This is a genomic window from Mycobacterium gallinarum, from assembly GCF_010726765.1.
Lineage (GTDB): Bacteria > Actinomycetota > Actinomycetes > Mycobacteriales > Mycobacteriaceae > Mycobacterium > Mycobacterium gallinarum.
Genome location: NZ_AP022601.1, coordinates 3,674,166 through 3,700,815, shown reverse-complemented (window position 1 = coordinate 3,700,815; position 26,650 = coordinate 3,674,166). Strand labels below are relative to the sequence as shown.

At 65.0% G+C, this 26,650-nt stretch carries 30 protein-coding genes and 4 tRNA genes; 20 read left to right on the top strand and 14 right to left on the bottom strand.

Features of this window, described 5'->3' with window-relative positions; all coding sequences use genetic code 11:
• Window positions 1-62 precede the first annotated feature (62 nt).
• The 3 genes from G6N42_RS18060 to G6N42_RS18050 all read right to left on the bottom strand — a co-directional run bounded on the left by G6N42_RS18060 (window position 63) and on the right by G6N42_RS18050 (window position 4,557).
• Window positions 63-2,186, bottom strand: a complete 2,124-nt coding sequence (locus tag G6N42_RS18060; protein WP_163730899.1) for an LCP family protein — start codon at window positions 2,184-2,186, stop codon at window positions 63-65.
• 206 nt (window positions 2,187-2,392) lie between these two features.
• Entirely contained in the window at window positions 2,393-3,478 is a 1,086-nt protein-coding gene (gene dusB, locus G6N42_RS18055) for a tRNA dihydrouridine synthase DusB (RefSeq protein ID WP_232076617.1), read from the bottom strand.
• 65 nt (window positions 3,479-3,543) lie between these two features.
• Window positions 3,544-4,557, bottom strand: coding sequence for an acyl-ACP desaturase (locus tag G6N42_RS18050; protein ID WP_163730897.1), 1,014 nt, complete (start codon window positions 4,555-4,557; stop codon window positions 3,544-3,546).
• A gap of 192 nt (window positions 4,558-4,749) precedes the next feature.
• Between G6N42_RS18050 and G6N42_RS18045 the strand changes: the two genes are divergently transcribed.
• Window positions 4,750-5,181 (top strand): hypothetical protein, encoded by a 432-nt coding sequence (locus G6N42_RS18045; protein ID WP_163737739.1) that lies wholly within the window; start codon window positions 4,750-4,752, stop codon window positions 5,179-5,181.
• An 88-nt stretch (window positions 5,182-5,269) separates the two neighbouring features.
• Window positions 5,270-5,695 (top strand): hypothetical protein, encoded by a 426-nt coding sequence (locus G6N42_RS18040; protein WP_232076183.1) that lies wholly within the window; start codon window positions 5,270-5,272, stop codon window positions 5,693-5,695.
• A 3-nt stretch (window positions 5,696-5,698) separates the two neighbouring features.
• On the opposite strand, the gene G6N42_RS18035 is transcribed toward G6N42_RS18040, so the two are convergent.
• Entirely contained in the window at window positions 5,699-6,283 is a 585-nt protein-coding gene (locus G6N42_RS18035) for a TetR/AcrR family transcriptional regulator (RefSeq protein WP_163730895.1), read from the bottom strand.
• 75 nt (window positions 6,284-6,358) lie between these two features.
• Here G6N42_RS18035 and G6N42_RS18030 point away from each other — a divergent pair, with 75 nt between their 5' ends.
• Complete coding sequence (locus tag G6N42_RS18030) at window positions 6,359-7,366, top strand: oxygenase MpaB family protein (RefSeq protein WP_163730893.1); 1,008 nt, start codon at window positions 6,359-6,361, stop codon at window positions 7,364-7,366.
• A gap of 9 nt (window positions 7,367-7,375) precedes the next feature.
• Here G6N42_RS18030 and G6N42_RS18025 read toward each other — a convergent pair whose 3' ends face one another.
• A complete protein-coding gene (locus G6N42_RS18025; RefSeq protein WP_232076182.1) occupies window positions 7,376-7,681 on the bottom strand; it encodes a DUF2510 domain-containing protein in 306 nt (101 codons plus the stop codon).
• 278 nt (window positions 7,682-7,959) lie between these two features.
• Here G6N42_RS18025 and G6N42_RS18020 point away from each other — a divergent pair, with 278 nt between their 5' ends.
• Complete coding sequence (locus G6N42_RS18020; protein WP_163730889.1) at window positions 7,960-9,939, top strand: serine/threonine-protein kinase; 1,980 nt, start codon at window positions 7,960-7,962, stop codon at window positions 9,937-9,939.
• Window positions 9,940-9,970: 31 nt separating this feature from the next.
• Here G6N42_RS18020 and G6N42_RS18015 read toward each other — a convergent pair.
• Window positions 9,971-10,046 (bottom strand) — tRNA-Lys (locus tag G6N42_RS18015).
• A gap of 121 nt (window positions 10,047-10,167) precedes the next feature.
• Here G6N42_RS18015 and G6N42_RS18010 point away from each other — a divergent pair.
• The 7 genes from G6N42_RS18010 to G6N42_RS17980 all read left to right on the top strand — a co-directional run bounded on the left by G6N42_RS18010 (window position 10,168) and on the right by G6N42_RS17980 (window position 14,151).
• Window positions 10,168-10,240, top strand: a tRNA-Glu gene (locus G6N42_RS18010).
• A gap of 43 nt (window positions 10,241-10,283) precedes the next feature.
• Window positions 10,284-10,360 (top strand) — tRNA-Asp (locus G6N42_RS18005).
• 44 nt (window positions 10,361-10,404) lie between these two features.
• Window positions 10,405-10,478, top strand: a tRNA-Phe gene (locus tag G6N42_RS18000).
• A 138-nt stretch (window positions 10,479-10,616) separates the two neighbouring features.
• Complete coding sequence (locus G6N42_RS17995; RefSeq protein WP_174262102.1) at window positions 10,617-10,949, top strand: DUF4333 domain-containing protein; 333 nt, start codon at window positions 10,617-10,619, stop codon at window positions 10,947-10,949.
• 63 nt (window positions 10,950-11,012) lie between these two features.
• Window positions 11,013-12,371 carry a cytochrome P450 gene (locus tag G6N42_RS17990; RefSeq protein WP_163730887.1) on the top strand — a complete coding sequence of 453 codons (1,359 nt, stop codon included), beginning with the start codon at window positions 11,013-11,015 and terminating at the stop codon, window positions 12,369-12,371.
• Window positions 12,368-13,309, top strand: coding sequence for an alpha/beta fold hydrolase (locus G6N42_RS17985; RefSeq protein ID WP_163730885.1), 942 nt, complete (start codon window positions 12,368-12,370; stop codon window positions 13,307-13,309). Before G6N42_RS17990 ends, G6N42_RS17985 begins: the two co-directional genes overlap by 4 nt.
• Window positions 13,306-14,151 carry an SDR family NAD(P)-dependent oxidoreductase gene (locus G6N42_RS17980; protein ID WP_163730883.1) on the top strand — a complete coding sequence of 282 codons (846 nt, stop codon included), beginning with the start codon at window positions 13,306-13,308 and terminating at the stop codon, window positions 14,149-14,151. The genes G6N42_RS17985 and G6N42_RS17980 overlap by 4 nt, the downstream gene beginning before the upstream one ends.
• On the opposite strand, the gene G6N42_RS17975 is transcribed toward G6N42_RS17980, so the two are convergent.
• From G6N42_RS17975 to G6N42_RS17960, 4 genes are read right to left on the bottom strand one after another with little or no spacing between them, the layout of a single operon-like run.
• Complete coding sequence (locus G6N42_RS17975) at window positions 14,148-15,152, bottom strand: zinc-binding dehydrogenase (RefSeq protein ID WP_163737730.1); 1,005 nt, start codon at window positions 15,150-15,152, stop codon at window positions 14,148-14,150. The genes G6N42_RS17980 and G6N42_RS17975 overlap by 4 nt on opposite strands.
• A gap of 2 nt (window positions 15,153-15,154) precedes the next feature.
• A complete protein-coding gene (locus G6N42_RS17970) occupies window positions 15,155-15,940 on the bottom strand; it encodes an MBL fold metallo-hydrolase (RefSeq protein ID WP_163730881.1) in 786 nt (261 codons plus the stop codon).
• The gene (locus G6N42_RS17965; RefSeq protein WP_163730880.1) at window positions 15,937-16,386 is read right to left on the bottom strand and encodes an ester cyclase; all 450 of its coding nucleotides are present in this window, start codon (window positions 16,384-16,386) and stop codon (window positions 15,937-15,939) included. The genes G6N42_RS17970 and G6N42_RS17965 overlap by 4 nt, the downstream gene beginning before the upstream one ends.
• Before the next feature lie 28 nt (window positions 16,387-16,414).
• A complete protein-coding gene (locus G6N42_RS17960; protein WP_163730878.1) occupies window positions 16,415-16,909 on the bottom strand; it encodes a DUF2834 domain-containing protein in 495 nt (164 codons plus the stop codon).
• A 70-nt stretch (window positions 16,910-16,979) separates the two neighbouring features.
• Between G6N42_RS17960 and G6N42_RS17955 the strand changes: the two genes are divergently transcribed.
• The gene (locus tag G6N42_RS17955; RefSeq protein ID WP_163730876.1) at window positions 16,980-17,573 is read left to right on the top strand and encodes a TetR/AcrR family transcriptional regulator; all 594 of its coding nucleotides are present in this window, start codon (window positions 16,980-16,982) and stop codon (window positions 17,571-17,573) included.
• Window positions 17,574-17,622: 49 nt separating this feature from the next.
• Window positions 17,623-19,185, top strand: coding sequence for a phytoene desaturase family protein (locus G6N42_RS17950; protein ID WP_163730874.1), 1,563 nt, complete (start codon window positions 17,623-17,625; stop codon window positions 19,183-19,185).
• A 15-nt stretch (window positions 19,186-19,200) separates the two neighbouring features.
• Here G6N42_RS17950 and G6N42_RS17945 read toward each other — a convergent pair whose 3' ends face one another.
• Window positions 19,201-20,607: an HNH endonuclease signature motif containing protein gene (locus G6N42_RS17945; protein ID WP_163730872.1), complete on the bottom strand. Its 1,407-nt coding sequence runs from the start codon at window positions 20,605-20,607 to the stop codon at window positions 19,201-19,203.
• Window positions 20,608-20,747: 140 nt separating this feature from the next.
• Here G6N42_RS17945 and G6N42_RS17940 point away from each other — a divergent pair, with 140 nt between their 5' ends.
• Window positions 20,748-21,728, top strand: a complete 981-nt coding sequence (locus G6N42_RS17940) for an NAD-dependent epimerase/dehydratase family protein (RefSeq protein WP_163730870.1) — start codon at window positions 20,748-20,750, stop codon at window positions 21,726-21,728.
• A 1-nt stretch (window position 21,729) separates the two neighbouring features.
• Here G6N42_RS17940 and G6N42_RS30970 read toward each other — a convergent pair whose 3' ends face one another.
• The 3 genes from G6N42_RS30970 to G6N42_RS17930 are packed head-to-tail and all read right to left on the bottom strand — an operon-like array spanning window position 21,730 to window position 22,742.
• Window positions 21,730-21,900 (bottom strand): hypothetical protein, encoded by a 171-nt coding sequence (locus tag G6N42_RS30970; RefSeq protein WP_174262101.1) that lies wholly within the window; start codon window positions 21,898-21,900, stop codon window positions 21,730-21,732.
• A gap of 20 nt (window positions 21,901-21,920) precedes the next feature.
• Entirely contained in the window at window positions 21,921-22,274 is a 354-nt protein-coding gene (locus G6N42_RS17935; protein ID WP_163730868.1) for a UBP-type zinc finger domain-containing protein, read from the bottom strand.
• 24 nt (window positions 22,275-22,298) lie between these two features.
• Window positions 22,299-22,742, bottom strand: coding sequence for a nuclear transport factor 2 family protein (locus G6N42_RS17930; protein WP_163730867.1), 444 nt, complete (start codon window positions 22,740-22,742; stop codon window positions 22,299-22,301).
• Between the two features lie 31 nt (window positions 22,743-22,773).
• Between G6N42_RS17930 and G6N42_RS17925 the strand changes: the two genes are divergently transcribed.
• From G6N42_RS17925 to G6N42_RS17900, 6 genes are all read left to right on the top strand, one after another.
• On the top strand, window positions 22,774-23,217 hold the full coding sequence (locus G6N42_RS17925; RefSeq protein ID WP_163730865.1) for an SRPBCC family protein: 444 nt from the start codon (window positions 22,774-22,776) through the stop codon (window positions 23,215-23,217).
• Window positions 23,218-23,253: 36 nt separating this feature from the next.
• A complete protein-coding gene (locus G6N42_RS17920; RefSeq protein WP_163730863.1) occupies window positions 23,254-23,697 on the top strand; it encodes an SRPBCC family protein in 444 nt (147 codons plus the stop codon).
• Window positions 23,698-23,735: 38 nt separating this feature from the next.
• On the top strand, window positions 23,736-24,182 hold the full coding sequence (locus tag G6N42_RS17915; protein ID WP_163730861.1) for an SRPBCC family protein: 447 nt from the start codon (window positions 23,736-23,738) through the stop codon (window positions 24,180-24,182).
• A gap of 118 nt (window positions 24,183-24,300) precedes the next feature.
• Complete coding sequence (locus G6N42_RS17910; protein ID WP_163730859.1) at window positions 24,301-25,380, top strand: CaiB/BaiF CoA transferase family protein; 1,080 nt, start codon at window positions 24,301-24,303, stop codon at window positions 25,378-25,380.
• Window positions 25,381-25,438: 58 nt separating this feature from the next.
• On the top strand, window positions 25,439-25,873 hold the full coding sequence (locus G6N42_RS17905; RefSeq protein ID WP_163730857.1) for an SRPBCC family protein: 435 nt from the start codon (window positions 25,439-25,441) through the stop codon (window positions 25,871-25,873).
• Between the two features lie 54 nt (window positions 25,874-25,927).
• Window positions 25,928-26,647 carry a GntR family transcriptional regulator gene (locus G6N42_RS17900; RefSeq protein ID WP_163730855.1) on the top strand — a complete coding sequence of 240 codons (720 nt, stop codon included), beginning with the start codon at window positions 25,928-25,930 and terminating at the stop codon, window positions 26,645-26,647.
• Window positions 26,648-26,650 lie beyond the last annotated feature (3 nt).

The following is a 26,650-nucleotide window of genomic DNA, read 5'->3' as shown; positions in this document are numbered from 1 at the left end:
TGCAGGGTGAACGCCAGGTGAATGGCGCATGCCAAAAAGCCGACGAGGCTACGCGGACAGGACTATTCGCAGGTCGTGTCGGCGGCGTTGGTGACGGTCAGATCCTCGGGCAGCTTGGTCGGTGTGCTTCCGGTGCCGCGCACGACCTGGACCTGCACCGGAGATCCGCTCGAGGGCGGCGAAGCCACCGAGTAGAAGTCGTTGCCGAGCACCACCTGAACGACATCGCCGAGGTTGGTCGCGCGCTCGATGGTCGAGTTGGGGAACGACGCGGCAACGGTTGCCGCCGCTTGCTCGTTGCCCGGGGAGAAGAACACCGTTGTGGTGTCCAGCGGACCGGGGTAATCGTCGGGCGTGATGACGTTGAAGCCATGCGTTTGGAGTTCGCCGGCAGCGGTCGCACCCAGCCCGTCTTCGCCCGTCGAATTCGACACCTGCACCGTGATGTCGGTCGGGTCGGTCGTGATCGTGTCGACGAGCTCGGTCGGTGCCGCGGCGTCCTGAGTGGGTATCTCGGTCTGGCTTTCGGGAGTGCCGGGCACCGGGGTGTTGTCGGCGTTCTTCTCCTCGGGCAGCGGATCGTCGTTGATGATCGCGTCGAAAATGGCCCGGTTGTCGTCTTCACGAAGATGCTCGTTGCCGTACTCGTCCATGTACCCCGTCGTCGGCACGGTCAGGAACGTGATCCGGCCCGCGGCAATGCCCTGAACCGATTGGCCCAGCGTGACCAGGTCTTTGGTGTCCATGTTGTCGACATAGCTGTCGTTGATGAACATGTTGACGACGTTGTTGAGCTTGGACAGCGAGAAGAACACTTCCTTGGAGATCATCGAGCGCAACAGCGAGGACAGGAAGAGCTGCTGACGCTTGATGCGGCCGTAGTCGCCGTTGGTTTCCGTCGTGATCTGGCGTGCGCGCACGTACTGAAGTGCGGTGTGGCCGTCCACCGTTTGGCGGCCGGCATTGGCCAGCACGGTCCCCAGCTCGTAGTCCTCGAGCGGGGTGGTGCTGCACACCTCGACACCGCCGAGAGCGTCGACCATCTTCGAGAAGCCCGCGAAATCCACTGCCATGAAACGGTTTACGTATAGGCCAGACAACTTCTGAATGACCTTCACCAGGCACTTCGGTCCACCGACGGCGTACGCGGAATTCAGCTTGTACTCGGTGTAGACCTTGTCGGCCCCGTACATGGGCGACTCGGGGTCGGTGATCGGGCCGTATTCCCCGGTTTTGGGATCCCACGGCTCGCACTGCATGGGCTCGATGGCGAGGTCTCGCGGAAACGACACCGCCACAACACGTTCACGGTTTGCGGGGATGTTCACCAGCATCACCGTGTCCGACCTCGCGCCTGCGGCCTCGTCGGTGGTGCCTGCACCCATGTCGACGTTCTCGCCCATGCGGCTGTCCACGCCGACGATCAAGAAGTTCTCGTCACCGAACTGTGCGTTCGGATCGAGGATGTCGCGAGAATCGGGATCGAGCGCGGAGATCCGGTTGAGCATGTTGTTCTTCGCCGACTGCCACTGCCACGCCCCACCGGTGAGGGCAAGAGCGAGCACGGCGATCAGGGCGGTGACCACGCGCCCGACGATCATCGACCTGCGGCGGCCCCGAGACGGCCGATGCTCATCGGTTTGGCGGCGGCCAGAACCGATATGAGACGGCGGAACGCGGCCGTGCCGATGGGTGGATGTCAGATCCGGCAGGTCGATCCCGATGGCCGGGATGATCTCGGTGTCGTAGTAGTCCTCGGCCTCAGGAACTTCGGCGGCGACCTCGTGAGGGTCGATGTCGGATCCGAGGGGCCGCTCGTGCCGACCGTACGCAGGCACTGGATCGATGATCTCGGTAGGCGGCGACGGCGGCGGTTCGGCCGGCGGAGGCGTGCTGCGGTCGGGCCGGTGTCGCTTCAGCTCCGCTGGGACGGCCTCATCGCCGTTGAGCTTGGCGATGAGGTCGGCGACCGTCACCCCGTCGGTGTGGTTACCGGGGGAGGACGGCGATGGCTCCTCGGTTGGCGCATCGGCATCGTCGGACACGTGTGCGCGCTCCCACGGCGCGGCGCCTGGCATCGGCTGAGATCTTCGGGTATGCCATTGATAGGTGTCGGACTGGTCGTCCGGCGACGACGAGGCACCCCGGCCATGACGGCCAGGAGTGGCGTTGTCGCCGTCACTCATCCTTCTACCGGCCTCCGACTCATAAACCGCCGCGCGCGACGTTGGGCTCCGATGTACCCGGTGCTTCCTACAGGTCACAGCACCCAGCAACACTCCAGTGGCCCCGACGTTGGAGCCGAATTACGAACGAGACTCATATCGTACTGAGACATCCTGAGAGATGTGATGTCAGAGTCGTCTCAGGTGGGAGACGACTCTGAGACGGACTAACCTCCTGAATGCATGACCTCGGCGCCCGCCGGGACGGTGCAGTCGTCGGGGTCTGTTAGCCAGCCCTCGGGTAGTGACACCGCGGCAGGTGAGCCCTGCCGGCCCCGCGGCCCCATTGCCGCGGCGGGGAACTCGATGTTCTGGTCGAGGTTCTGGAGCAGGCTCCGCAGTTCCTCCAGCGATTTGACCAGCGCCAACGCGCGCCGCAGGTCCGCACCGGCGGGGAAGCCATGGAGGTACCAGGCGACGTGCTTGCGAATGTCGCGCATGCCCTTGTCCTCGCCGAAATGCGCGGCGAGCAGTTCGCCGTGGCGCAGGATTATCGCCGCGACCTGGCCCAGTGTCGGCGGGGCGGCGGCGGGCGTGCCGGTGAATGCGGCCGACAATTCGGCGAACAACCAGGGACGACCAAGGCACCCCCGACCGATGACGACGCCGTCGCAGCCGGTCGCCTCCATCATCGCCAGCGCGTCGGCGGCTTCGAAGATGTCGCCGTTGCCGAGCACAGGAACCGTCGTGACGTGCTGTTTCAGCGCGGCGATCTGTTCCCAGTCCGCCTCGCCGGAGTATCGCTGTGCCGCCGTGCGCGCATGAAGCGCGACGGCGGCGGCGCCCTCCTCGGCGGCGATCCGGCCGGCGTCGAGGTGGGTGTGATGAGAGTCATCGATTCCGATCCGGAATTTCACCGTCACCGGGATGTCAGTGCCTTCGGTAGCGCGCACCGCGGCGGCCACGATCTGCCCGAACAGCCTGCGCTTGTACGGCAGCGCCGCCCCGCCACCGCGTCGAGTGACTTTGGGCACCGGGCAGCCGAAGTTCATGTCGATGTGATCGGCCAGGCCCTCGTCGACGATCATCCTCGCGGCCAGATAGGTGTTGTGTGGGTCAACCGAGTACAGCTGAAGCGATCGCGGCGTCTCGTCGTCGGCGAAGGTGACCATGTGCATGGTCGACGGATGGCGCTCGACGAGCGCCCGCGCCGTCACCATCTCGCATACATAGAGCCCGCTGACGGTGCCGGCCCTGGCCAGTTCCAGTTCGCGGCACAGCGTGCGGAAAGCGACGTTGGTGACGCCCGCCATCGGTGCCAGCACGACCGGACTTCGTAGTGCGATGGGACCGATCTGCAGCGCCGGGCGAGCGTCTGTTAGGACGCTGATGACCCCACCAGAAGGTTCTTGGCGGCCTTCTTCTCGGCGACCTTCGCGATGCGTTCGAGCCTGCGCTGCTTGGCGATCTCGAACTTCACGCAGGTGTCTTCGAGCTCCTGGACGTGGGCGGCCAGCTCGTCCCGCAGACGGGCCGACTCGCCGGAGAAGTCCTCGCGTTCGAAGATGCGCCATTTCTTGAGTACCGGCATCACCACATCGTCGAGGTGGATGCGGGGGTCGTAGACCCCGCCGGAGGCGATGACGACGGCCTTGCGGCGGAAGTCCGGGATTGTGTATCCGGGCATCTTGAAATTGGTCAGCACCTTGTGCAAGGAGCGCATGGCCTGGTCGGGGGCGATGTCGAAACCCGCAGCGGACACATCCCGGTAGAAGATCATGTGCAGGTTCTCGTCGGCCGAAACCCGTTGCAGCAGTTGGTCCGCAACAGTCTCGTTACACGCCTTGCCGGTGTTGCGGTGCGAGACGCGGGTGGCCAACTCCTGGAACGTCACGTAGATGACGGAGTCGAACAGGGAGTCGGCGAACAACTCAGCGTCACCCTCCAGCTGCTGGTTCTGGCCGGGGGAGAAGCCACGGGTCACCTGCTCGATGCGTAGCTGCTCGAGCTCGACGGGGTCGATCGCGCGGGTGACGACGAGGTAGTCGCGTAGCGCGATACCGTGCCGGTTCTCCTCGGCGGTCCACCGGTTCACCCAGAAGCCCCACGGCCCGTCCATGCTGAAGTTCATCGCGATTTCGCGGTGATAGGACGGCAGGTTGTCCTCGGTCAACAGGTTGGTGAGCATCGCGATCTGGGCGACCTCGGACAGCTTCGACTCTTCGGGGTCCCAGTCCTTGCCGCCGAGTGCGTAATAGTTCTTGCCGTCCGACCACGGGATGTAGTCGTGTGGATTCCAGTCCTTGCGCATGGTCAGGTGCCGGTTGACGTTCTTCTCGACCACTGGCTCGAGTTCGGTGAGCAGCTGTAGGTCGGTCAGGTCTTTCGACATGGCCCCTCCCAAGTTATCTGTACCTGTTGGTTGCACTCAATATATCTGTGCCCCGCGGTGACATTCAAGTCTCCACGCCAGGTGTCACATAAGCCACACGGGACCCACGTGTTCTGGCTAATATTTCGCCGGGCAAATAATTGCGGCCCGTACGCCAGGCGCAGACGACTCGGAGGACGGGCTCAGGTGAACATGCTCAAGATCGGTGTCGGTGCGATGGCCGCGGCGGTGGTGGCCGGCAGCGGTATCTGGCTGGGGTCCGGCACTGCGAACGCCGCCCCGGAGGTGGTCAACCGCACCTACAACGACGCCAAGCGGATGATCCAGCAGGCAGGCGGCACCGCTGTCATCGCGACACGGACAGGTGCGGGTCTGGAAGACGGAAAATGCCTTGTGATGAACGCCTGGGACGCGGGTTATCAGCGCATCGTCCGCGGCGGTATGCGGGCTAACAACGAGGTGCTGCTCGCCCTCAACTGCAACGGCGTTCTGGCAGGTCCAGGCTCGTCGGGCAACTCCTTGGCGAGTCCGGTCGGTCGCGAGGCAAAGCTGGAGGCCGAGCAGGAAGCCGCGAAGCGCGCAGCGCAGCAGCGGCAGGCCCAAGCGGCTGCCTCCGACGGCTAGCCTCCTCCGGTAGCGGCCCCGACCGGGAGGCCATAAGCTACGGTCATCAACCGTTTTGAGGTTCATTGACTGTGGAGGTCGGGCGCACGTGAAGAAGCTCATCGTTCTAGGGACCGGCTCGGCGTTTGCCGTCGCGGCAGCCTCGTCGCTGTTCCTTGGGGCAGGCATCGCATCAGCTGCCCCTGATGTTGTGGGCGACAAGTACTCGGATGCGCAAGAGGCGATCCAGGAGAGTGGCGGTTCCGCGGTCGTCGCCTCGCGTTTCGGCGACAAGCTCGACGAGGGCGATTGCATCGTCACGAACGCATGGGATGCGTCGTTCCTGCGCATCGACGCATCCGACGAATCTCAGGTCAATGTCGCGCTGAACTGCAGCGGCGCCTACGCCTCTGCGACCAATCCCGGCACTTCTGTGCAGAATCCGCTCGGCCGCGAGGCCAAGTCGGAGGCCGAGAAGGAAGCCGCGGAGCAGGAAGAGCAGGAACTCGCAGGTCCTGAGATTCCCGACAACTAGGGGTCAGTAGCTCGATACGCGGCTCATCAGCATCTCCACGCAGTAGTCGATGAACTGCTCGCGTGAGGCTGCGAGTCTGCCGTTCAAGTAGGCGGTGAACAACGCCGTCAAAGCACCGATCAGGCCAGTGGCGACCATAGCTGCCTGGACGGGATCCCCGATGCGCGTCAGCTTGTGCTGCACGAGTTCGATAAAGCTCGGCATCCATTCGGCGCCCGAGCGCGTCAGTACCGGTTCCTTTTCGGGCGCCAGCAGCAGAACCCGGCCGCGCGCTGGGTCGTCGACCATGAGCGCGACGAACTGCTCGACCGCATCGCGCGGGGTTTTCGCCGTGGTCAGCGTGGACATGGCCCGCGCGCAGACGTCGTCGTAGACCGCGCGGACGAACTCGTCCCGGTCGGCGAAGCTCTCGTAGAAGTAGCGTTCGGTCAGCCCGGCCGACTGGCACACCCCGCGCACCGTCAGGGCCGGCCCCTGCGCGCCACCGAGACGGGCGACGCCTGCTGCGATCAGCTCGTCGCGGCGCAATGCCTGCCGGTCCTCCAAGGGCACACCGGACCACCGGCCCCGTCGTTGACCCGACGCCACATCCCTCCTAGACTTCCATTCTGACAACGCGTGTAGTCAGAATAGGTCATTCTGACCGGATGGGAAGCTAACCCAGTGACTCAAGATACGTCCGCGAGATGCCCCGTGAACAGTGACGAGGCTCCTGTGGCAGTCGGGTGCCCGGTGTCGTCAGGGGGATACGACGCTCCGCCGCAGCCGCTGGGGCCCGACTCGCTGACGTGGAAGTACTTCGGTCGGTGGACCGGAATGCTGCAGGGTCCCTGGGCCGGTTCGATGCAGAACATGCATCCACAGCTGGGCGCCGCAGTCCAAGAGCACTCGATCTTCTTCATGGAACGCATGCCGCGGCTGTTCCGGTCGGTGTATCCGATCGGCGGCGTCGTGTTCGACGGTGACCGCGCGCCCCAGACCGGGGCACAGGTCCGCGACTATCACATCGGGATCAAGGGCGTCGACGATCAAGGTCGTCGCTACAGCGCGCTGAACCCCGACGTTTTCTATTGGGCACACGCGACGTTCTTCAAGTCGACGCTGCTGGCGGCGGAGTGGCTCGGCGGCGGGCTCACGGAGGCGCAGAAACGGCAGCTGTTCGACGAGCACATCGTGTGGTACCGCATGTACGGCATGAGCATGCGGCCGGTTCCGAAGTCGTGGGAGGAATTCCAGGAGTACTGGGATCACATGTGCCACAACGTGTTGGAGAACAACTGGGCAGCACGCGAGGTGCTCGATCTGTCATCGATGCCAAAGCACCCCTCGCTGGACTGGATGCCCGACTGGATGTGGAAGCTGAACATCGCGGGGATGCAGCGGTTCTTCAATTTCACGACCGTCGGCCTGTTCGATCCGGCGGTGCGCGACCTGATGGGCTACACCTGGACGCCCCGCCAGGAGCGGCTACACAAGCTGTTCGGCAAGGTGGTGTATCACGTCGTCAAGTTGCTGCCGAAGCGCGTGATGATGCACCCGCGCAAGCGATCTGCGTGGGATCGTGCCAGCGGCCGGCTGCCCGCGGACTCACCGTTGGTCGAGACGCCGGCGCGCAATCTTCCGCCGGTGGAGTACCGCGACAACCCGCATTACTACTCGCCGAAGGTCTGAGGCCTGCCGTCAGACGGTGTGATCCGTCCATGCCACGCCGTCGAAATACCTTATTTTGCATCGGTTTTGCGGATCCGGAAACCACCCCGCTTGCACTGGTGGGTACCTGCCGAACACGCCGCGTTGATCGCCGCGCAGGCTCAACCGGTGTTCGTAGTCGGCGCGGGCACGTAGGCCGGCATCGCGGACGGCGAGCGTTCTCCTGCGGTGATGGACGAACAAAAACAACGCGAGGATCGCCGTGACGGCGAGCGCTTCGTACCAGCCGTTGGCGAGCCACCAGAATGTCACCAGCGCGGCGACGCCGGTGGCCACCGGGTGCCGCCGCCAAAATGGACGTCGGGCCTGGTTGTAGAGCACATTGTGAGATTACGCCTTGCTGGGCCGCGTCGAACACTCTCGACCGAGAGGATCGGCTTCGTTCAGCACGACGCGAGATGCGCCAATCAGACGCGCAGAGCACGGCTTTCGTGTCCACGATGCGGCGGTTGGAGCGGCGGTGCGACGCTGCGATGGGCATATCCTGAACCCGGAATTCCCAGGCCACCGGTGCCACAGCGTTAAGATGCAGATGACCTGGAACGAGGGTGTCAATGACCGATCCGACGGCCCGCCGGCAAGCCGAGTTCGCTCCAACTCAAATGTCGGCCGACACGGTGGACGAAACACGAAACGGCACCGGAACACTCGGCTCGTCGTTCGACCTCTCCGGGCCATCCCAGATCGCGCGGATCGAGGTCGGCCAGCGGCTCGACGACTTCGACCTGCTCGTCGAACTCGGCAGCGGCGCATTCGCGCGAGTCTTTCTCGCTCGTCAACGGTCTATGCAACGGCTGGTGGCGGTGAAGATCTCCGCAAACCGCGGGGAGGAAGGACAGACCCTCGCCCAGCTTGATCACGATTACATCGTCCGGGTCTTCGACCAGCGGATACTCCGCGACCGCGACTGGCGGCTGCTGTACATGCAATACGTGCCCGCCGGGACGCTGCTCGACCTCGGTCGACTGATTTTCGGTGACGATCGGCGACCCGAATCCGGTCAGGCGCTGCTCGACGCGGTCGACGTCGCACTGGAGTCCCGCGGCGAGAGCCGGCCCACCGAATCAACCGCTCGCGCTGAGCTCGCGACCCTTTCCTGGCCTGAGACCGTCGCGTGGCTGGGGAAGCGACTGGCCGAAGCATTGCACTATGCGAATTCGCGGGGCGTCCTGCACCGCGACATCAAGCCGGCCAACGTATTGCTTGCACCCGATGGCACCCCCAAACTCGCCGATTTCAACATCAGCTTCGCCCGAAACCTGTCCGGGGCAAGCCCGTTCACCTACTTCGGTGGCTCACTGTCCTACATGTCTCCCGAGCAGCTCATGGCTACCCGGCCCGGACACGTCCACGACGCGGCGAACCTCGATACCCGCAGTGACATCTACTCACTCGCGGTCATGCTGTGGGAACTGCTGACGGGCAGGAAACCGTTCGATGACTCTGCGGCGCAAGCTGCTCGCGCGGAATCGGCTGAATTGGTCGGCGACACCACCGCGCTCGATCTGATGCTGTCCACCCGCGCGGAAGGGATCACGTCGGCGGCACTCGCGGCGCTACCGAGTGACTGCCCTACCGCGCTACGTCGAGTTCTGCTGAAGGCACTGAGCGCAGACCGTGACCAACGCTGGACCTCGGGGGCTGAACTCGCCGAGCAACTGCAACTGTGCCTCGATCCGCAAGCGCGTGACCTGGTGGACCCGCCTGAACGAAGCTGGCGGCTGCGTCTGCGGCCGTATTTTCTGCCGATTGCCGTGCCGGCCGTCGTGATTCCCAATGCGTTGGCCGCCGCATACACCATCCACCACAATCAGCTGCTCATCGTCAGCAAGCTTTCCGAGCAGGGCCAAGACCGGTTCATGCTGCTCACAACGCTGCTCAACCTACTCGTCTGGCCGCTCGGAATTGTGCTGGCGGTCTATTCGATCCGGTACGTGATCTTCGTCCCGCGGCGCCTGCGGCGTGGCCCGGCGCCGCCTGCGGACGCATTGGCCCGGGCGCGCCACGACTGCCTGGTCGCCAGTGAGCGGGTGGTGTTCGTCGTCATCGGTCTGTGGGTGCTGTCTGGGGTGACGTTTGCGCTCACGCTGCAGTTCGTGGCGGGTGGAATGCCCGGTCGATCCGCGATCCATTTCGTGGGGTCGCATGCGGTGGGCGGCGCGATGGCGATCGCGTATCCGTTTTTCCTGCTGACCTTCTACATCGTCCGCAGCATCTATCCGGAGCTGATAGCACAGGGACAGACCGATGCGCGCGATGCCGAACAGCTACGGGCGCTCAGCCGTCGACTGTCGCGCTATCTGGCGATCGCGGCTTCGGTGCCATTGCTCGCCATCATGGCAGTGAGCTTCCTGACCGCCCCCGAGATCGCCGAGATCATCGTCCCGATCAGGGTCGTGTGTCTCGGCGGTATTGCCGCATTCATTTTCGCGTATTGGTTGTCACGCATGATCGAGTCCGACATTCAAGCGCTCGAGCGGGTGATTCGCCAGGCACGCATTTCTGAACGCGGCGTGCCGTCGCAGACCGGGTGACGCGCACCGCGCCAATACTTCTGTGCCCCTGTGGTGCCCCCACCAGGGCTCGAACCTGGGACCTGCGGATTAAAAGTCCGTAGCTCTACCAACTGAGCTATAGGGGCGCGAGGCATCAGGATACTGGGTGCCGTCGGGGACCGCGTTTGAGGATTGGGGTGTCCGTACCCTAAGCTAGCGAGGCTCCCAGCGTCACAGCGTTGTGAGTACCCCGGAGAGATTCGGCTGGCCCCCTTCGTCTAGCGGCCTAGGACGCCGCCCTTTCAAGGCGGTAGCGCGGGTTCGAATCCCGTAGGGGGTACGCGCGGCACCGTACGATTGGAAGCCGCAAGCGTAGAAAGCAAGGCCCTGTGGCGCAGTTGGTTAGCGCGCCGCCCTGTCACGGCGGAGGTCGCGGGTTCGAGTCCCGTCAGGGTCGCCACTATTGGCGAGGCACTTCGGTTATCGACACGGCCGATGCCTTCCGGCCAGGTAGCTCAGTTGGTACGAGCGTCCGCCTGAAAAGCGGAAGGTCGCCGGTTCGATCCCGGCCCTGGCCACTCTAGAGGCACTCTGCCTCGGTGCCCCCGTCGTCGACGTTGTTCGGTCGGGTTTCCGCAGCCGTCAAGAATTCGTCAAGGCGTCCGCCGCATGCTGTCGTGGACGGCCGCCAGGGCCGCATGCGAAAGGAACGATCCATGAACTCTGCCGCACGATTGGCGACGAACCTGTTGGTGTCCGGCGGCCTCAGCCTGGCCGGCATCGGACTGGTCGTGGGAACCGCGCAGGCCGAGCCTGCGCCGGTGACCGTGATACCTGAGGGAGCGGCGCAGACGGTTGTCGACGTCGTCGCCGAGAACACCGGCTTCCGCCCGACCGATGTGACCTGCCCGGCGGGAGTGGAGGCGAAGGTGGGACAGCAGTTCGAGTGCCGGTTCACCGGTCCGGAAGGCCCGTATACCGCCTACCTGCAGATCATGACGGTCGACGGCCAATACGTCGAGTACTCGATCGCGACCCGCCGGAACTAGTTGCGTCTTTCTGGCGAAGCGCATATCTTCCGTTGGTACGATCGTGTACCACGGAGGGATCACATGGCTGAGCCGACCACCGACCCGGTGCGCTTGCCGCCGGCGCCGCGCATACCCAAGCTGCTGCAGGGCGTGGGATTCCTCGCCGCCCGGGACAAGGCCGTCGCCGCGGTGTCCAGGCGGCACGGCCCGACATTCACGCTCAACCTGCCGATTTTCGGTCCGACCGTCGTCGTCGGCGATCCGGCCCTGATCAAGGAGTTGTTCACGGCCAAACCGGACCTGATCGCACGAGCCGGGGTGCTCGGCGAGATGTTCGGGCCGGGCTCGACGTTCAGTCTCGCGGGCGCCGAGCACCGGGAACGTCGCAAGCTGCTGGTTCCGCCGTTCCACGGCAAGCGGATGGCCGGCTACGAGGCGATCGTCGAAGAAGAGGTCATGCGTGAAATCGCGTCCTGGCCCGAAGGTCAGGAATTCGAGACCATGCCGTCGATGATGCGCATCACCCTCAACGCCATTCTGCGCACCGTGTTCGGCGCCGAGGGGACGGCCCTGGACGAACTGCGCGATTGTCTGCCGCAGATGGTGTTGTACGCCTCTCGGTTGGCCGTCATGCCGCCGGTGGTGCGCCGAGACTTCGGACCGCACAGCCCCGGGCGGAAACTCGCCGAGAACCGCAGGCGCTACGACGAGATCATCGCCCGCCTCATCGCCGACATCCGCAACGACCCGGCGTTCGAGCAGCGCACCGACGTCCTTTCGCTCATGCTGCAGGCGCGGTACGACGACGGATCACTTATAGCCGACGACCATGTGGCCGACGAACTGCTCACGCTGCTGGCCGCCGGGCACGAGACCACCGCCACCACCTTGGCGTGGACGGTCGAGCGGCTGCGCAGGCACCCGCGCCTCTTGTCGCGCCTGGCCGCCGAGGTCGACGCGGGCGGGTCTGAACTCGTCCAGGCCACCATCTGGGAGGTCCAGCGGACCCGGCCCGTCATCAACGGCACAGCGCGAATCACGAAAACGCGGATCCGGCTCGGCGATTGGGTCATTCCCGAACGTCACGTCGTGATGGCCAGCATCACCCTGGCGCACGCGGCTGCGAGCAGTTTCCCCGACGCGGAGGTGTTCGATCCCGACCGGTTTGTCGGCAATCCACCGGACAATTACGCGTGGATTCCCTACGGCGGCGGCGTCCGCCGCTGCATCGGGGCCGCGTTCGCCAACATGGAGATGGTCGTCACGCTGCGAACGCTGATGCGCGAGTTCGAGTTCGGCACCACCTACGCCGCGGGTGAGCGCAGACATTCCCGTGGCGTGGCCACCGCGCCCGGTCGCGGCGGCCGAGCGGTCGTATATCGGCGTCGTGCCGCGGCTCCGCAGACCAGTCCTTCCAGCGCGGCGAGGATATCGGCGTGACGGCGAACGAGACCGTCGTGGACGTCGGCCGTGGCATCGAACTCTGCTATGACCACGCCGGCGACCCCGCCGATCCACCCATCATGCTGGTCGCCGGCCTGGGGCAGCAATTACATTCCTGGCCCGACGAATTCGTCGCAAAACTCGTGGGACTCGGCTATCACGTGATCCGGTTCGACAACCGCGACGCGGGCCGTTCCACCCACATGACCTATCGTCCGCCGAATCCGGTGGCCATGTTGCGGGGCGGTGATCCTAGGCATCAGTACCACCTGGGTGACATGGCGCGCGACACCGTCGGCCTGATGGATGCGCTCGGACATCGAGACGTGCACCTGGTGGGCGTGTCGATGGGCGGCATGATCGCGCAGACCGTCGCCGCGCATCATCCGGGCCGGGTGCGCACACTCACCTCGATCATGTCGACGACGGGGGCGCGTCGGCTGGGACGGCCCGCACTGTCCACGTGGCGACGGATGCTGACGTCGAAGCCGCCGCGTACAAGGGAAGAGGAAATGGATCGGGCCGCGAACATCTTCGCCCACATCGGATCCCACGGCTTTCCCTTCGATGAGGAGGCGGTGCGCACCCGTGCCGGCATCGCCTTCGACCGCGATCCCAGCCCGGCGGGCATCGCTCGGCAGCTGGCGGGCATCTTCGCCTCTGGCGACCGCACCGCCGAGCTCGCCCACATCGACGTACCGACCCTGGTCATCCACGGCGACCGAGACCGGATGGTTCATCCGACCGGCGGGGCTGCGACGGCCCGAGCGATACCGGGCGCTCGCCTCGAGACGATCGTCGGCCTCGGCCACGACCTGCCCGTCGGGGCATGGGACCGAATCATCGACCTGATCACCGACCACTTCACCGGGGCAGAATTCGCGGCGCGCCGCGGCGCAGCTCTGACCCGCACCGACCGTGAGGAGAGCGCATGAGCAAGAGGCGTAGGACGATAAGTGGCCGCACCGCGGTCATCACCGGTGCGGCATCGGGTATCGGTCGTGCTCTGGCGCAACGGTTGTCGGCGCACAGCTGCCCGGTCGCCATCGCCGACGTCGATGAGGCCGGGCTGAAGGAAACCGAGGCGTCGTTGCCTGGCCCAGCCCTACTGCGGGTTCTCGATGTCAGCGATGCGCAGGCGCAGCGCGACTTCGCCGCAGAGGTACGTGACTGGGCGCCCCAGCCACTCGGCGCGGTGTTCAACAATGCCGGCGTTGCCGTCGGATCGAGCGTGCTCGACGCCGTCCCAGAGGACGACGAATGGTTGTGGAGCATCAACTTCGGAGGCGTCGTCAACGGCACGAGGGCGTTTCTGCCCATCCTCGTCGAACAGGACGAGGGCGTGGTCGTCAACACGTCGAGCGTCTTCGGTCTGGTCGGCATGCCGACCCAGAGTGCTTACTGCGCAGCCAAGTTCGCCGTCCGCGGCTTCACCGACGCCCTTCGCCAAGAGCTGCGCGGCACCGGCGTCACTGCCATCAACGTGCACCCGGGCGGGATCAACACCAACATCGTGCGCAACGGTCGGATGCGCAAGGATCCCGAGGGCCGAGGCCGCACCCAGGAGCAGATGGCCAAGGAGTTCGCGAACATCACCATGACGCAGCCCGACAAGGCCGCCGAGATCATCCACCGCGGTGTGGAGTCCGGCAAGGCGCGGATACTCGTCGGACCCGACGCCTACATGTTCGACGCCTTGGCGCGAATGGCGCCGACGCACTATTACGACGTGCTCGGCCGGCTGCAGAGTGTCCTTCGAAGGCGCGCGTCGAGCTAGGGGACCAGCACGACCTTGCCGATGTTCTCACGCGCGGCGAGGATGCGGTGCGCCTCGCGCGCGTTGTCGAACGGCACGGCGGCGTGCAGGATCGGCGTGACGACGCCGTCGGCCAATGCCTTTGCCAGGGGCCCGATCCACGGTTCGAGTGTGCCGCGGTCATCCCAGAGCGCCAGCATGTTGAGGCCGATGACGGCCTTGGAGTCCGAAAGCTGTTTGGTCAGGTTGAACCCGCGCAGCATTGGCAACAGTTGCGGCAATACTGTACGCAGAGAACGCTTCTCGCCCTGCTGCAACGCCGAGATGCCGTACGCGATCAATTTGCCACCGGGCCGGAGCAGGTTGTAGGAGCGGCGCAGCGATGCACCGCCGATCGCGTCGAGCACCATGTCGTAGGGCGGCAGATCCTTCCACCACCCGTCGCGTCGGTAGTCGATTGTGCGATCGACGCCCATGTCGCGGAGCACCTGATGCTTCCCGGGTGACGCGGTGCCATGGATTTCGACACCCGTGGGTTTGGCGAGCTGGATGGCCGCGGTGCCGACGCCACCGGCGGCCGCATGGATGAGGACGCGTTCACCGGCCTTCGGCGAGCCGTATCCGTGCAGCGCGGCCCACGCAGTCGCGTAGTTGACCGGGACGGCGGCACCCTGCTCGAAGGTCAGGCGGTCTGGAAGCGGAACCGTATCGGCGGCCTTGACGTTCACGATTTCGGCGTATCCACCGAAACGCGTCCCGGCCAAAACTCTTTCGCCCACACGTGACTCGTCGACACCCGCACCGGCCGCGTCGATCGTCCCCGACACTTCGTAGCCGACCACGGATGGCGGTTTGGGTGCTTCGGGGTAGAGGCCGACGCGCGCGAGATGGTCGGCGAAGTTGACGCCCGCCGCCCGCACCGCGATGCGCACCTGGCCGGGGCCGGGCGGGGGAGGATCGGGCCGCTGCTCGACCTTGAGCACTGAGGGATCACCGTGCTTGGTGATGACGACGGCGCGCATGGTCACGCCGTCGCCTTCGCGTGTTCGTACAGATCGGCGTCGTGGGCACAGACGATCAGCAGGTCGGGCTCCTGACGCTGGTAGAGCTCGGTGAGTCGAGCGTGGTTGTCCAGCACCTTCTTTCGGTCGAATGCGAGAAGAGGTTCGATGATCCGGATCGGGCGGGGGACCTCGGAGATGCCGTCCAGGGTGCCCTGGTGGTAGAAGGCGTCGCCGCCGTGCAGCACCCAGCGGTTCCCGGCGTCAACGGCGATACATGCATGTCCCCGGGTGTGGCCGGGCAACGAGATCAGCACGATTCCCGGTGCGATCTCGTTGAGTTCCTTGGCGGCGGCGAATCCCCGCCATCTCTCCCCGGAGGGGTCGTGCTCGACGATCTTGGGGCCGTGTGCCCATTGAACGGCGCGAAAGCGCATCTTCTCCTGAAACGTCGGATCCTTTACCGCTCCTTTGATTTCGGCGCTGGTGGCGTGGACTTGGGCATCGGGGAAGTCGGAGATGCCGCCGATGTGATCCATGTCGAAGTGCGTGACGACGATGTGGCGGACGTCGGCGCGGGTGAACCCGAGGCGCTCCACCTGGCGCAGCGCGGTTTCGCCGGGGTCGAACACCGGCTTGAACAGGCGGCGGGTGGGCCCGACCCGCGCGTGGTCGTCGCAGTCGCGCGTCCCGTATCCGGTGTCGACGAGCACCAGGCCGTTGTCGGTCTCGACGAGCAGGACGTGGCAGACGATCCTTGATACGAGATACGGGTTCATCGTCCCGCAGTTGAGATGGTGGACCTTCACAGTTCTCCCGCCATCGCGAGCAGTTCGCCGCGCCCGATCTGCGTGACGAGGCTGGCCGAGTCGAAGTAGATGCGTTCGTTGACGACGCGGTCGCCCTCGAAGTAGAACACCGCGATGATCGGCACCCGGAACGCCTTGCCGGTCGGCGGCAGGCCGTAGAACTCGCCGAGATTGGTTCCCAGCAAGTCGAATTCGACGATCACGGCATCATCGGCGACGTGGCATACGACGTTGTCGTGCCGCTGGTCGGGGAACGCGGTTCTGGTGGTCAGGTAGTACCCCATGACTTCGTCGTCGCCGTCGAAGACCTGGCCGGTGGCCATGATCTCGTAGTGGGGGTGGCCGTTAAACGTGGCCAGGGTGCGGTCGAACTCCTTGGTCACCTCGGTGTCCATGTGCTCCCGGATCACCTCGAGGCGGCGCTCGCGCAGATCGTCTGTGATCATGCCTTGACTGTAGGCCGCCGCTCGGCTGTCAGACCGCGGATTGCAGGGGCGCTCCGAGCTGCTGGTGCCGGTGCTGGCGTTCGACGACGGCGAGGTAGGCCGCCCACGCAAACGCGGAGCTGGCGAACAGGATGAATCCGCAGAAGAGCCACGCGTGTTTGATGCCGCGCCGACGGCCGTCGACGATGGACCACAGCGGGAAGAGCAGCAGGCTCATGATCGTGTAGTCCTGACTGGCCGAGCTCGCGGCGGGGTTGGCGTACCCCAGCGTGATGAACTCCCACCAACTGCCGGGCCCCCAGATGAAGTTGTGCATACCTCCCGGCGGCGCGTACTCGGCGACGTACTGGTTGTTGAAGTAGTAGCCGAGCACGACCGATGCGATACCCGCGACGTAATAGAAGAGCTCCAGCCCGGTCACCTGAGGGCCGGACGAGTAGCGCGCGAAGATCGCCGGATTCGTCTTGACGATGAAAGCCATCGTCGCGAACCCGAGCACGAGGTGGACGATCAGCGAAACCATAAAGGCGGAGTCTCACCAAGCTGTGAAGTTTTGTCAATAGTGACAGAACTTGGTGCGGTAGTTTCTCCCCATGGTCCGACCCGCCCAGACGGCACGAAGTGAGCGCACGCGCGAGGCGTTGCGGCAGGCCGCGGTGGTGCGGTTTCTCGCCCAGGGGGTCGAAGACACCTCGGCCGAGCAGATCGCGGCCGATGCCGGAGTTTCGCTGCGGACGTTCTATCGGCACTTCGCGTCCAAACACGATCTGCTGTTCGCCGACTACGCCGGCCTGCAGTGGTTCAGGACGGCGCTGGCGCAGCGCAATCCCGACGAGTCGATCATCGATTCGGTGCATGCCGCGATGATGGCGCGTCCATACGACGACTGGGCCGTCGCGCAGACGGCCGCCCTGCGCGCACAGGAGATCGAACCCGACCGGATCGTGCGGCATATCCGGCAGGTCGAGGCAGATTTCGCCGAGGCGATCGTGCATCGCCTGACCGAGGAGAACCCGCCCGCACCGGGTACGGATGAGGGAATGCGCGTGGCGATCACCGCGCGGTGCATCGCGGCGGCGGTCTTCGGTGCGATGGAGGTCTGGATGCTCGGCCAGGAGCGCTCACTGCCCGAGTTGTCGCGGCTGACCCGGGAGGCGCTGGACACGCTCGCTAAGGGGATCAGCTGAAAGTTTTGTCATTATTGACAAAACGTATGGCGCGTGTCAGCCTCAGCGCATGGCTGACTTTGATGCGATCGTCGTCGGCGCGGGCCACAACGGGTTGACCGCTGCCGCACTTCTCCAGAAGGCGGGCCTACGCACGCTCTGCCTCGACTTCAAGCTGTATGCCGGCGGTATGGCCTCCACCGTCGAGCTGTTCGACGGCTACCGATTCGAGATCGCAGGGTCGGTGCAGATTCCGACCTCGGCCGTGGTCAGCCGCGAACTCGGACTCGACGAGTTGCCGACCGTCGACCTCGACGTGATGTCGGTGTCACTGCGTGGCGTCGGCGACGAACCGCTGGTCTATTACACCGACCCGATGAAGCTGATGACGCACATCAACGAGGTGCACGGCGCGGAAGCCGTCAACGGGATGGCCGGTCTGATGGCGTGGTGTCAGGCGCCGACGCGCGCGCTGGGCCGTTTCGAAGCCGGCCAGCCGCCCAAGACACTCGACGAGATGTATGCCTGCGCGACAAACGAATTCGAGCGGCAGACCATCACCGATCTGCTCTTCGGCTCGGTTACCGATGTGATCGACCGCTACCTGCCCGACCGGGAGAAGCACGGCGCGCTGCGCGGCATGCTCTCGTTGCTCGCGTGCAACACCACCTATCGCGGCCCCGCGACGCCGGGTACCGCGGCGGCGCTGGCCTACGGTTTCGCCGTTCCGGACGAGAACGCGCTCCTGGTGAAGAAACTCCAGGGTGGCATCGGCGCCTTGACGTCGCACCTGTGCGACGTGTTCACCTCGGCCGGCGGCGAATTGCGGTTGCGCAGCAAGGTCGAGGAGATCCAGGTCGCCGACAGCCGGGTGAGCGGTGTCCGGTTGGAGGACGGCACCGTCATCACCGCGCCCATCGTGATCTCCGGTATCGCACCGGATCTCACCATCAACGGCATGATCGACCCCGCCGCGCTACCCGCCGATGTTCGGGAACGTTTCTCCGGCCAGGATCATCGCGGCAGCTATCTGCAGATGCACTTCGCGCTCGACGGCATACCGGAGTTCGCGGCACCCTACGAACTGCTCAACGATCCGGCGATGCAGTCGAATATCGGAATCTTCTCCACCCCCGAGGAATTGCAGCGGCAGTGGGAGGACTGCAGACACGGCATCGTGCCCGCCGACCCGTCCATCGCATTGCAGATACCGTCGGTGAACGACCCGGGTCTCGCGCCCGAGGGCAAGCACGCGGCGTCGGCCTTCTCGCTGTGGTTCCCCATCGAGGAGTCGGATTCGAGCTACGGGGAGATGAAGGCCGAGATGGGACAGCGGGTGATCGACAAGATCACCAGGCTGGCGCCGAATTTCGAGAGCCTGATTCTCAAACACACCACCTTCACTCCCAAGCACATGGGCACGATGTTCGGGGCGCCGGGTGGCGACTACTGCCACGGGCTGATCCACCCTGACCAGATCGGGCCCAACCGGCCAGGCCCGAAAGGCTATGTCGATCAACCCATTCCGATCGACGGCCTCTACCTGGCCAGTGCCGGATGCCACGGTGGCCCCGGCATCACGTTCGTGCCCGGCTACAACGCGGCCACGCAGGCGCTCGTCGACGTGAAGTAGACCTCGGACGCCGGCCTACGGTCCGCGTTCGTTGTTGCAGTCGTCTTTGTCTGGTGGTTTCAGGAGTAGTTCGGGGCGGTGGTAGTAGTTGATGCGGGTTTGGCCGGTGTCGAGGCCTGGTGGTGGGTGCCATTCGGCGTCGCCGTGGTCGTTGATGGTGGTGGTCCAGCCGTTGTTCTTGTCGACGAGGCGGTTGTCGGGTCCACAGGCCAGGGTCATCTCGTTGATGTTGGTGTTGCCGCCGTCGGCCCAATCCTGCAGGGCGTGATGCACCTGGGCGCCGTAGGCCGGCACCGCGCAGCACGGTTTGGTGCAGCCCCCGTCCCGGGCGATCAGCATGATCCGCTGCGCGGGGGAGGCGGTGCGTCGCGCGCGGAACAGGTCCAAGGCTTGTCCGGTGGATTTGTCGAACACCGCCAGCCAGTGGTGGGCGTGGGCGGCCAGGCGGATCACATCTGTGATCGGCATGAGGGTGCCGCCGCCGGTGGTGCCCACCCCGGCGCGGGACTCGAGGTCTTGCAGGGTGGTGCGGATGATGATCGAGGTCGGTAGCCCGTTGTGCTGACCCAATTCGCCGGATTCCAACGCGTTGCGGCCCAGGGCGAGCAGGGCGTCGTGTTGGCGTTGGGCCAGGGTGCGGTGATCGGTGTCGATCTGTTCCTGTGAGGGGGTGCCGCTGATGCACGGGGTGTCGTCGTCGGGGTTGCACATGCCCGGTGCGCCCCATTTGGCGAAGATGGGTTCGAGCACTGCCCACGCTTCCGGCGTCAGGTCGCCGTTGATGGAGACCATGCCGTCACGGCCCTGCGGGCCACAAATGAGACCGCGCTTGCGCTGTCGTTCGGTGTCCTCGGGTGCGGGGCCGTCCTGATCCAAGAGGAACAGCATCGTGGTGGCGGCCCTGCCCAGCTCGTAGGGCCCCACACCGACCGCGATACGCACCAAGTCTTGTTCGATCTCCTCACGCGTGGCGGCATCCACGAACCCGGGGATTCGTCCCATGGCGTCGCGGATCTTGTCCACATGTTCGCCGGTGATCTGGCCGGCGGCTTGGGCGGCGGCGGTCGCGGGCAGCACCGGCGCCAACGGTTGGCCGGTCAACGCGCGTCGCGGCCCGAGTACTTCGGCTTCGGCCAGGCGGCGGTTGGCCTCGGTCGCTGAGATCCGCCACCGGATCCGCAGTACGTCTTTCCAGTTCTTGGCGCCCAACTCCTTAGGCGTCGTTTCGGTCTGTAGTCGGGCCAGCGCACGGTGCCACTGCGCGGGCAGTTGGCAGGTCAGCGTCTCCAGCTGATCGAGGACGTCGAGCAGTTCGCGGTGGGTGAGCATGTCCAGGTCGCAGGCGGCCAGCGACTTGTGGGCGGACCGCAGCGCGGCCATCGCCACCTGAACCGGAGTCGCCAACATGACTCGAACATACATTCGACCACCGACAAACCGACGCTCGGAAGTGGCTTAGGGGACAGACCAAATCTCAAGAGGCGCAGGCCAACTAAAGGGGGCGCCGATCAAGCCCGGGCGGCTTCTGTTTCGATCCTGCGTGGACGGGCATCCATGGCGGCATGGGTCTCACGGTCGCCGTCACCGGCCCGACGGGTGAAATAGGTATCTCGGCTGTCACCGCGCTGGACCGCGACCCAGTCGTCGAGCGGATCATCGGAATGGCGCGTCGTCCGTTCGACCCCGCGGGGCAGGGCTGGACCAAGACCGAGTACCGGCAGGGTGACATCACCGACCGCGAAGCGGTCGACGGCCTGGTGGCCGATGCCGACGTCGTCGTGCATCTGGCGTTCATCATCATGGGCACGCGTGAAGAGAGCGCCCGGGTGAACCTCGCAGGCACTCGCAATGTGTTCGAGGCGACGGTGGCCGCGCAGCGACCGCGCCGCCTGGTCTACACCTCCTCGGTGGCCGCGTACGGATATCACTCCGACAACCCCAATCCGATCACCGAGGATGTACCGCCGCGTGGTTCACCAGAGCACTACTACTCCCAACAGAAAGCGGCGTGCGAGAAGGCGCTCGAGGAAATCGCCGGTGGGTCCGACCTCGAGGTGTACGTGCTGCGACCTTGCATAGTCGCAGGGCCGAAGGCACCCGCGCTGGCCGAGTTCATGCCGTGGAACCAGCTGCCCGGACCCGTCAAGCGGATGGCGCAGATGCTGCCGCTACCGAAGCCGCCGATGCCCGACCCCGGCACGCCTATGCAGCTGGTACATCACGATGACGTCGCAGCCGCAATCGCGCTGGCCGTGACGACCACCGCCCCTCCCGGTGCCTACAACTTGGCAGGTGACGGCTTGGTTTCCATCTCGGCAGTGGCCGACGAACTCGGCGCCCGTCCGATCCGGGTGCCGAGGTTCGCCGCCACGGCGGCATCGGAAGTTATTGCCAGGCTCCCGTTCGTCCCGGCATCCCTGGAATGGCTGCACGCCGGGCGCACCGCGGTCGTCATGGATACGACCAAGGCGAAGACTCAGTTGGGCTGGGAGCCGAAATACACTGGCGCCGAGACACTGTCGGAGCTCGGGCGGTCGCTGTAGCTCACTGCGTGTGATCTCCGGTGTCGGCCGGACCGCTAGGAGTGGCGCCGCCTTCATCGGACCAGTCGGCAGCGTCCTCGTCACCCTTGGCCGGGTCGCTCTCGACGTCGTCGTCCGCACCGCTGGGGCCGGCGTCGGTCTCGGTGGTGTCGGGTTTGTCGGGTTTGGTCATGCCCGCTGGGGTACCCAAACTCAGTCGGGTCGACTCCGAAGCTGGGCCATCCAGTCCTTGGGCACCCTGCCGCGGGGGCCGGGCGCCGTTTCCTCCTCGGGACGGCACTCCGGTGGGGCGAGTTCGGGTCCGTCGTAATACGAATTGGCGTCGTAGTTCCAGAACCAGTCTTCTCCGGGTTCGAACGATCGAATGATGGGGTGGCCGGTGGATCGCCAGTGTGCCGTCGCGTGCCGCGCCAACGAGTCGTCGCAGCAACCGATGTGCCCGCATGCCGCGCAGCGCCGAAGGTGCACCCACCACCCACCGTGCTCATCGCACTCAATACATCCGGTGCCGCTGGGCGGGACTGTGGGATCGACGGCATCGCTCATAGTCGACGAGCCTACCGATTTCGGCTAGCCGGCCATGGTCGAGTTCGGGGCATGCCAGTCAGTCGAGACGAAACGGTGGCGGATCAGCCACTCATCATCGACCGGCACGAAGAGGTCCCGGTAGCGGCCGTAATGATCGAGGCCTATCTCGGTGAACACTGTGAAGTAACAAGCCACCCTCGCGTGCTGCTGTGTGATCTCGGTAAACCGGATGTTCGTCACGTTGTGACGAACGATGCGGCGCACTCCCGATTCCTGCGCCGCGGCATCCGGTGATGCGACTGCGCCACCGAGGAATTCGACGATGGCCGCGCGACCCTGAACCGGCGCGGCGCCACGCAGCTCGAGCTCCCCGTCCTCGCAGAAGGATTCGGCGAGCTCGGACAGCCGCATCGCGTCGCCTGACCAGTTGTAGCGGGCGAGGCTGTCGCGGATGCGTTCACGCGCCGAAAGCTCCCAAAGTTCCATGCGGTCAACCGTATCGGGCTAGGGTCGCGCCATGGCTACCAGCGATTCCCGCGAGGTCGTGATCGAGGCAAGTCCCGAGGAGATCCTCGACGTCATCGCCGACGTCGAATCGACACCAGATTGGTCGTCGCAGTATCAGAATGCGGAGATCCTGGAGTCATATGACGACGGCAGGCCGCGTCGGGTCAAGATGAAGGTGAAGTCGGCGGGCATCTCCGACGAACAGGTCGTCGAATACACCTGGACAGACAACAAGGCCAGCTGGACGCTGATCTCGGCGGGCCAGCTGAAGGCCCAGGACGCGTCGTACACATTGACCCCGGGCGGCGACAAGACCAAGGTCAAGTTCGACATCACCATCGACCTGTCGGTGCCGATGCCCGGATTCGTGCTCAAGCGGGTGATGAAAGGTGCGATGGAAACCGCCACCGACGGCCTTCGCAAGCAGGTGCTGAAGGTCAAAAAGAGCGGCTGACGGTTTCGTCAGAGCGCACCGGGGGATTAAGCCGGCATGAGTGTCACCGAAACACGCGACGTCATCATCGAGGCGACTCCCGCCGAGATCATGGACGTTCTGACTGATCTGGAGACGTTGACCGAATGGTCTCCGACCCATCAGAAGGTCGAGGTGCTCGAGCGCGACGCGGCGGGACGCCCGAGCAAGTCCAGGCAGGTCGTCAAGATCCTTGGCATAACCGACGAGCTGGTGCTGGACTACACCGTTTATGACGACGGTGTCGGCTCGGCTCTCGTCAGCTCCAAGCAGCAGCGAGCCCAGACGGGTCGCTACACGCTGACGCCGGACGGTGACTCGACGCGGGTGCGCTTCGAATTGATGGTCGACCCAACAGTTCCCGTACCCGGATTCGTCCTCAAGCGGATGATGAGAGGAGCGATGGAGTCGGCCACCGACGGCCTGCGTAAGCAGGTGCTGAAGGTCAAAAAGGGCGGCTGACAGGTTTCGCCAGAGCGCACCGGTGGAACTAAGCCAGCATGAGTGTCACCGAAACACGCGACGTCGTCATCGAGGCGACGCCCAGCGAGATCATGGACGTTCTGACTGATCTGGAGACGTTGACCGAATGGTCACCGACCCATCAGAAGGTCGAGGTGCTCGAGCGCGACGCGGAGGGACGCCCGAGCAAGTCCAGGCAGGTCGTCAAGATCGTCGGCATAACCGACGAGCAGGTGCTGGACTACACCGTTTATGACGACGGTGTGGGCTGGACTCTCGTCAGCTCCAAGCAGCAGCGCGCCCAGACCGGTCGTTACACGCTGACGCGCGACGGTGATTCGACGCGGGTGCGTTTCGAATTGATGGTCGACCCGACGGTCCCCCTGCCCGGCTTCCTGATCAAACGGGGAGCCAAGGGACTGATGGAGACTGCCACCAAGGGCCTTCGCGAGCAGGTGCTGAAGGTCAAGAACCGCACGGGTTAGGTCCGCACGTCCATCTCCTGGCGGTGCTGCGGCGTGGCGAACCACAGCGTATGACCTTCCGAACGCGGAAGTGCCAACATTGACATCTACGTCAGATGCCGCGAGTTACCTTGCTTCGGTGACGAACACAGGCCCCCTGGCGGGAGTGAGAGTAATCGAACTCGGCGGTATTGGGCCGGGACCGCACGCGGGCATGGTGCTGGCCGATCTGGGCGCCGACGTCGTTCGGGTGCGTCGGCCCGGCGGGCTGCAGATGCCTGCGGAGAACATCGACCTGATGCACCGTGGCAAGCGAACGGTCGATCTCGACGTCAAGAAGGAACCGCAGGTTCTGCTCGACCTCGCGGCCAAGGCCGACGTGCTGCTGGATTGCTTCCGCCCCGGCACCTGCGAACGTCTCGGTATCGGTCCTGACGACTGTGCTGCCGTGAACCCGCGACTGATCTTCGCGCGGATCACCGGCTGGGGCCAGGACGGTCCCCTGGCCATGACTGCCGGCCACGACATCAACTACCTGTCGCAAACCGGTGCGCTGTCGGCCATCGGGTATCGCGACCGGCCGCCCGTCGCGCCGCTGAATCTGGTGGCGGACTTCGGTGGTGGGTCGATGCTGGTGCTGCTGGGCATCGTCACCGCTCTCTACGAACGCGAGCGCTCGGGCCTTGGCCAGGTCATCGATGCGGCCATGGTCGACGGCGTCAGCATTCTGGCGCAGATGATGTGGACGATCAAAGCCGGAGGCACGCTGAAAGACACCCGCGAGTCCTTCATGCTCGACGGCGGTGCACCGTTCTACCGCACGTACGAAACCTCCGACGGCGGATACATGGCGGTCGGTTCGATCGAACCGCAGTTCTTCGCGCAGCTCCTCGTCGGCCTCGGGCTGTCTCCCGACGAGGTGCCCAACCAGTTCGACGTCGCCGCGTACCCAGAGATGCTCAAGACCTTCACCGACCGGTTCGCGAGTAAGACCCGGGATGAGTGGACGGCCGCTTTCGCGGGCACGGATGCATGCGTCACACCGGTGCTCACCTGGACAGAAGCGGCGCAGAACGAGCACCTGCTGGCGCGGTCGACGGTGATGACGGCGCACGGCGTCGAACAGGCGGCTCCGGCGCCGCGATTCTCCCGCACTCCGGCAGGTCCGGTCGGGACCCCGCCGCAGGCAGCCACGCCAGTCACCGAGATCGGCTGGTAGGCAGGTTAGCTGACAATTCCATTACATGAGGCACGCGAGGTGGCTATGATTTGCCACTATGACTGTCCGTGCGTCACGAGAGGTGGTCTTTGACGCCCCGCCTGAGGCAATTCTGGATGCGCTTGCCGACATCGAGGGTGTGCCGTCGTGGTCGCCGTTACACAAGCACATCGAGGTCCTGGACCGCCATCCGGACGGCAGACCCCACCACGTCAAGGCGACGTTCCGGATCATGGGGATCACCGACAAGGAGCTCCTCGAATACCACTGGGGCGACGACTGGGTGGTCTGGGACGCGAGTGAAACCGGTCAGCAGCGCGGTCAGCATGCGGAGTACAACCTCACCCCGGAGCTCGACGGCAGGACGCGGGTGCGGTTCGACATCATTCTTGATTTGGCGACGCCGGTTCCCCGCTTCCTCGTCCGGCGAGGCAAGCAAATGGTGCTCGATATCGCGACCGAGAGCCTGCGCAAGCGCGTGATGCAGGCGTAGGCCTGACCGCTCGATTGCAACATCGACGCAACACTCCGTGCCTACCGTTGCCTGATGCGTCGCCACTCGATATTGGTCGATCGGTTGACCGTCAAGAGCCCCGGTGCATCACAACAGAGCATTCTCGACGAGCTGCGTCGCGTCATCCTCGACGGCGCGGTTCTGCCCGGCACCCACATACCACTGGCCGAGGTTGCCGATCTGTTCGGCGTGAGCCAGATCCCGGTCCGTGAGGCGCTGAAGACACTGATCGGTGAGGGACTCGTCGCCCACCGCAGCAACTTCGGCTACTCGGTTGCGCAGCTGACTCCACAGGAGCTGCGCGAGATGTACATCGTGCGTGAGACTTTGGAGGCAGCAGCACTCGCGGCGTCGGTGGCCAACGCAACTGACATGGACCGCGCCGCCGTCGTCGCTGCCCACGACGTTCTACAACAGGCCATCCGTGACGACGATCCCGTCACCTACCACCGCCAGAGCCGCCAATTTCATCTCGCGCTGACCCGCCCGTCGCGCATGCACAGGCTGCTACACATGCTCGAATCAGCCTGGAACGTCACCGAACCCGTGCAATCGATGGTGCATGTCTCCCCGGATCAGCGCACGGCACTGCACGCAGATCATCTTCAGATGGTCGAATCGTTCCTCGCCGGCGACATCGAGCAATTGCTCGTGACCGCCGAGGCGCACGCACAGCGACTCAACGCGGTGATCGCGACGCTGCCGACCGACACCGGCCTGCTCGTGGCGCCGAATATATCTTCCGCGCAATAGCCA

Bases quoted from the DNA above. Each gene is read 5' to 3' on its own strand.
- G6N42_RS17920 (WP_163730863.1), top strand. From the start codon at position 23,254: ATGAGTGTCACCGAAACACGCGACGTCATCATCGAGGCGACTCCCGCC.
- G6N42_RS17945 (WP_163730872.1), bottom strand. From the start codon at position 20,607: ATGTATGTTCGAGTCATGTTGGCGACTCCGGTTCAGGTGGCGATGGCC.
- G6N42_RS17995 (WP_174262102.1), top strand. From the start codon at position 10,617: ATGAACTCTGCCGCACGATTGGCGACGAACCTGTTGGTGTCCGGCGGC.
- dusB (WP_232076617.1), bottom strand. From the start codon at position 3,478: ATGGCGGGCGTCACCAACGTCGCTTTCCGCACGCTGTGCCGCGAACTG.
- G6N42_RS17915 (WP_163730861.1), top strand. From the start codon at position 23,736: ATGAGTGTCACCGAAACACGCGACGTCGTCATCGAGGCGACGCCCAGC.
- G6N42_RS17905 (WP_163730857.1), top strand. From the start codon at position 25,439: ATGACTGTCCGTGCGTCACGAGAGGTGGTCTTTGACGCCCCGCCTGAG.
- G6N42_RS18045 (WP_163737739.1), top strand. From the start codon at position 4,750: ATGCTCAAGATCGGTGTCGGTGCGATGGCCGCGGCGGTGGTGGCCGGC.
- G6N42_RS17930 (WP_163730867.1), bottom strand. From the start codon at position 22,742: ATGGAACTTTGGGAGCTTTCGGCGCGTGAACGCATCCGCGACAGCCTC.
- G6N42_RS17900 (WP_163730855.1), top strand. From the start codon at position 25,928: ATGCGTCGCCACTCGATATTGGTCGATCGGTTGACCGTCAAGAGCCCC.
- G6N42_RS17960 (WP_163730878.1), bottom strand. From the start codon at position 16,909: ATGGTTTCGCTGATCGTCCACCTCGTGCTCGGGTTCGCGACGATGGCT.
- G6N42_RS17980 (WP_163730883.1), top strand. From the start codon at position 13,306: ATGAGCAAGAGGCGTAGGACGATAAGTGGCCGCACCGCGGTCATCACC.
- G6N42_RS17935 (WP_163730868.1), bottom strand. From the start codon at position 22,274: ATGAGCGATGCCGTCGATCCCACAGTCCCGCCCAGCGGCACCGGATGT.
- G6N42_RS18020 (WP_163730889.1), top strand. From the start codon at position 7,960: ATGACCGATCCGACGGCCCGCCGGCAAGCCGAGTTCGCTCCAACTCAA.
- G6N42_RS17965 (WP_163730880.1), bottom strand. From the start codon at position 16,386: ATGATCACAGACGATCTGCGCGAGCGCCGCCTCGAGGTGATCCGGGAG.
- G6N42_RS30970 (WP_174262101.1), bottom strand. From the start codon at position 21,900: ATGACCAAACCCGACAAACCCGACACCACCGAGACCGACGCCGGCCCC.
- G6N42_RS18060 (WP_163730899.1), bottom strand. From the start codon at position 2,186: ATGAGTGACGGCGACAACGCCACTCCTGGCCGTCATGGCCGGGGTGCC.
- G6N42_RS17950 (WP_163730874.1), top strand. From the start codon at position 17,623: ATGGCTGACTTTGATGCGATCGTCGTCGGCGCGGGCCACAACGGGTTG.
- G6N42_RS17925 (WP_163730865.1), top strand. From the start codon at position 22,774: ATGGCTACCAGCGATTCCCGCGAGGTCGTGATCGAGGCAAGTCCCGAG.
- G6N42_RS18050 (WP_163730897.1), bottom strand. From the start codon at position 4,557: ATGTCGAAAGACCTGACCGACCTACAGCTGCTCACCGAACTCGAGCCA.
- G6N42_RS17955 (WP_163730876.1), top strand. From the start codon at position 16,980: ATGGTCCGACCCGCCCAGACGGCACGAAGTGAGCGCACGCGCGAGGCG.
- G6N42_RS17975 (WP_163737730.1), bottom strand. From the start codon at position 15,152: ATGCGCGCCGTCGTCATCACCAAGCACGGTGATCCCTCAGTGCTCAAG.
- G6N42_RS17940 (WP_163730870.1), top strand. From the start codon at position 20,748: ATGGGTCTCACGGTCGCCGTCACCGGCCCGACGGGTGAAATAGGTATC.
- G6N42_RS17990 (WP_163730887.1), top strand. From the start codon at position 11,013: ATGGCTGAGCCGACCACCGACCCGGTGCGCTTGCCGCCGGCGCCGCGC.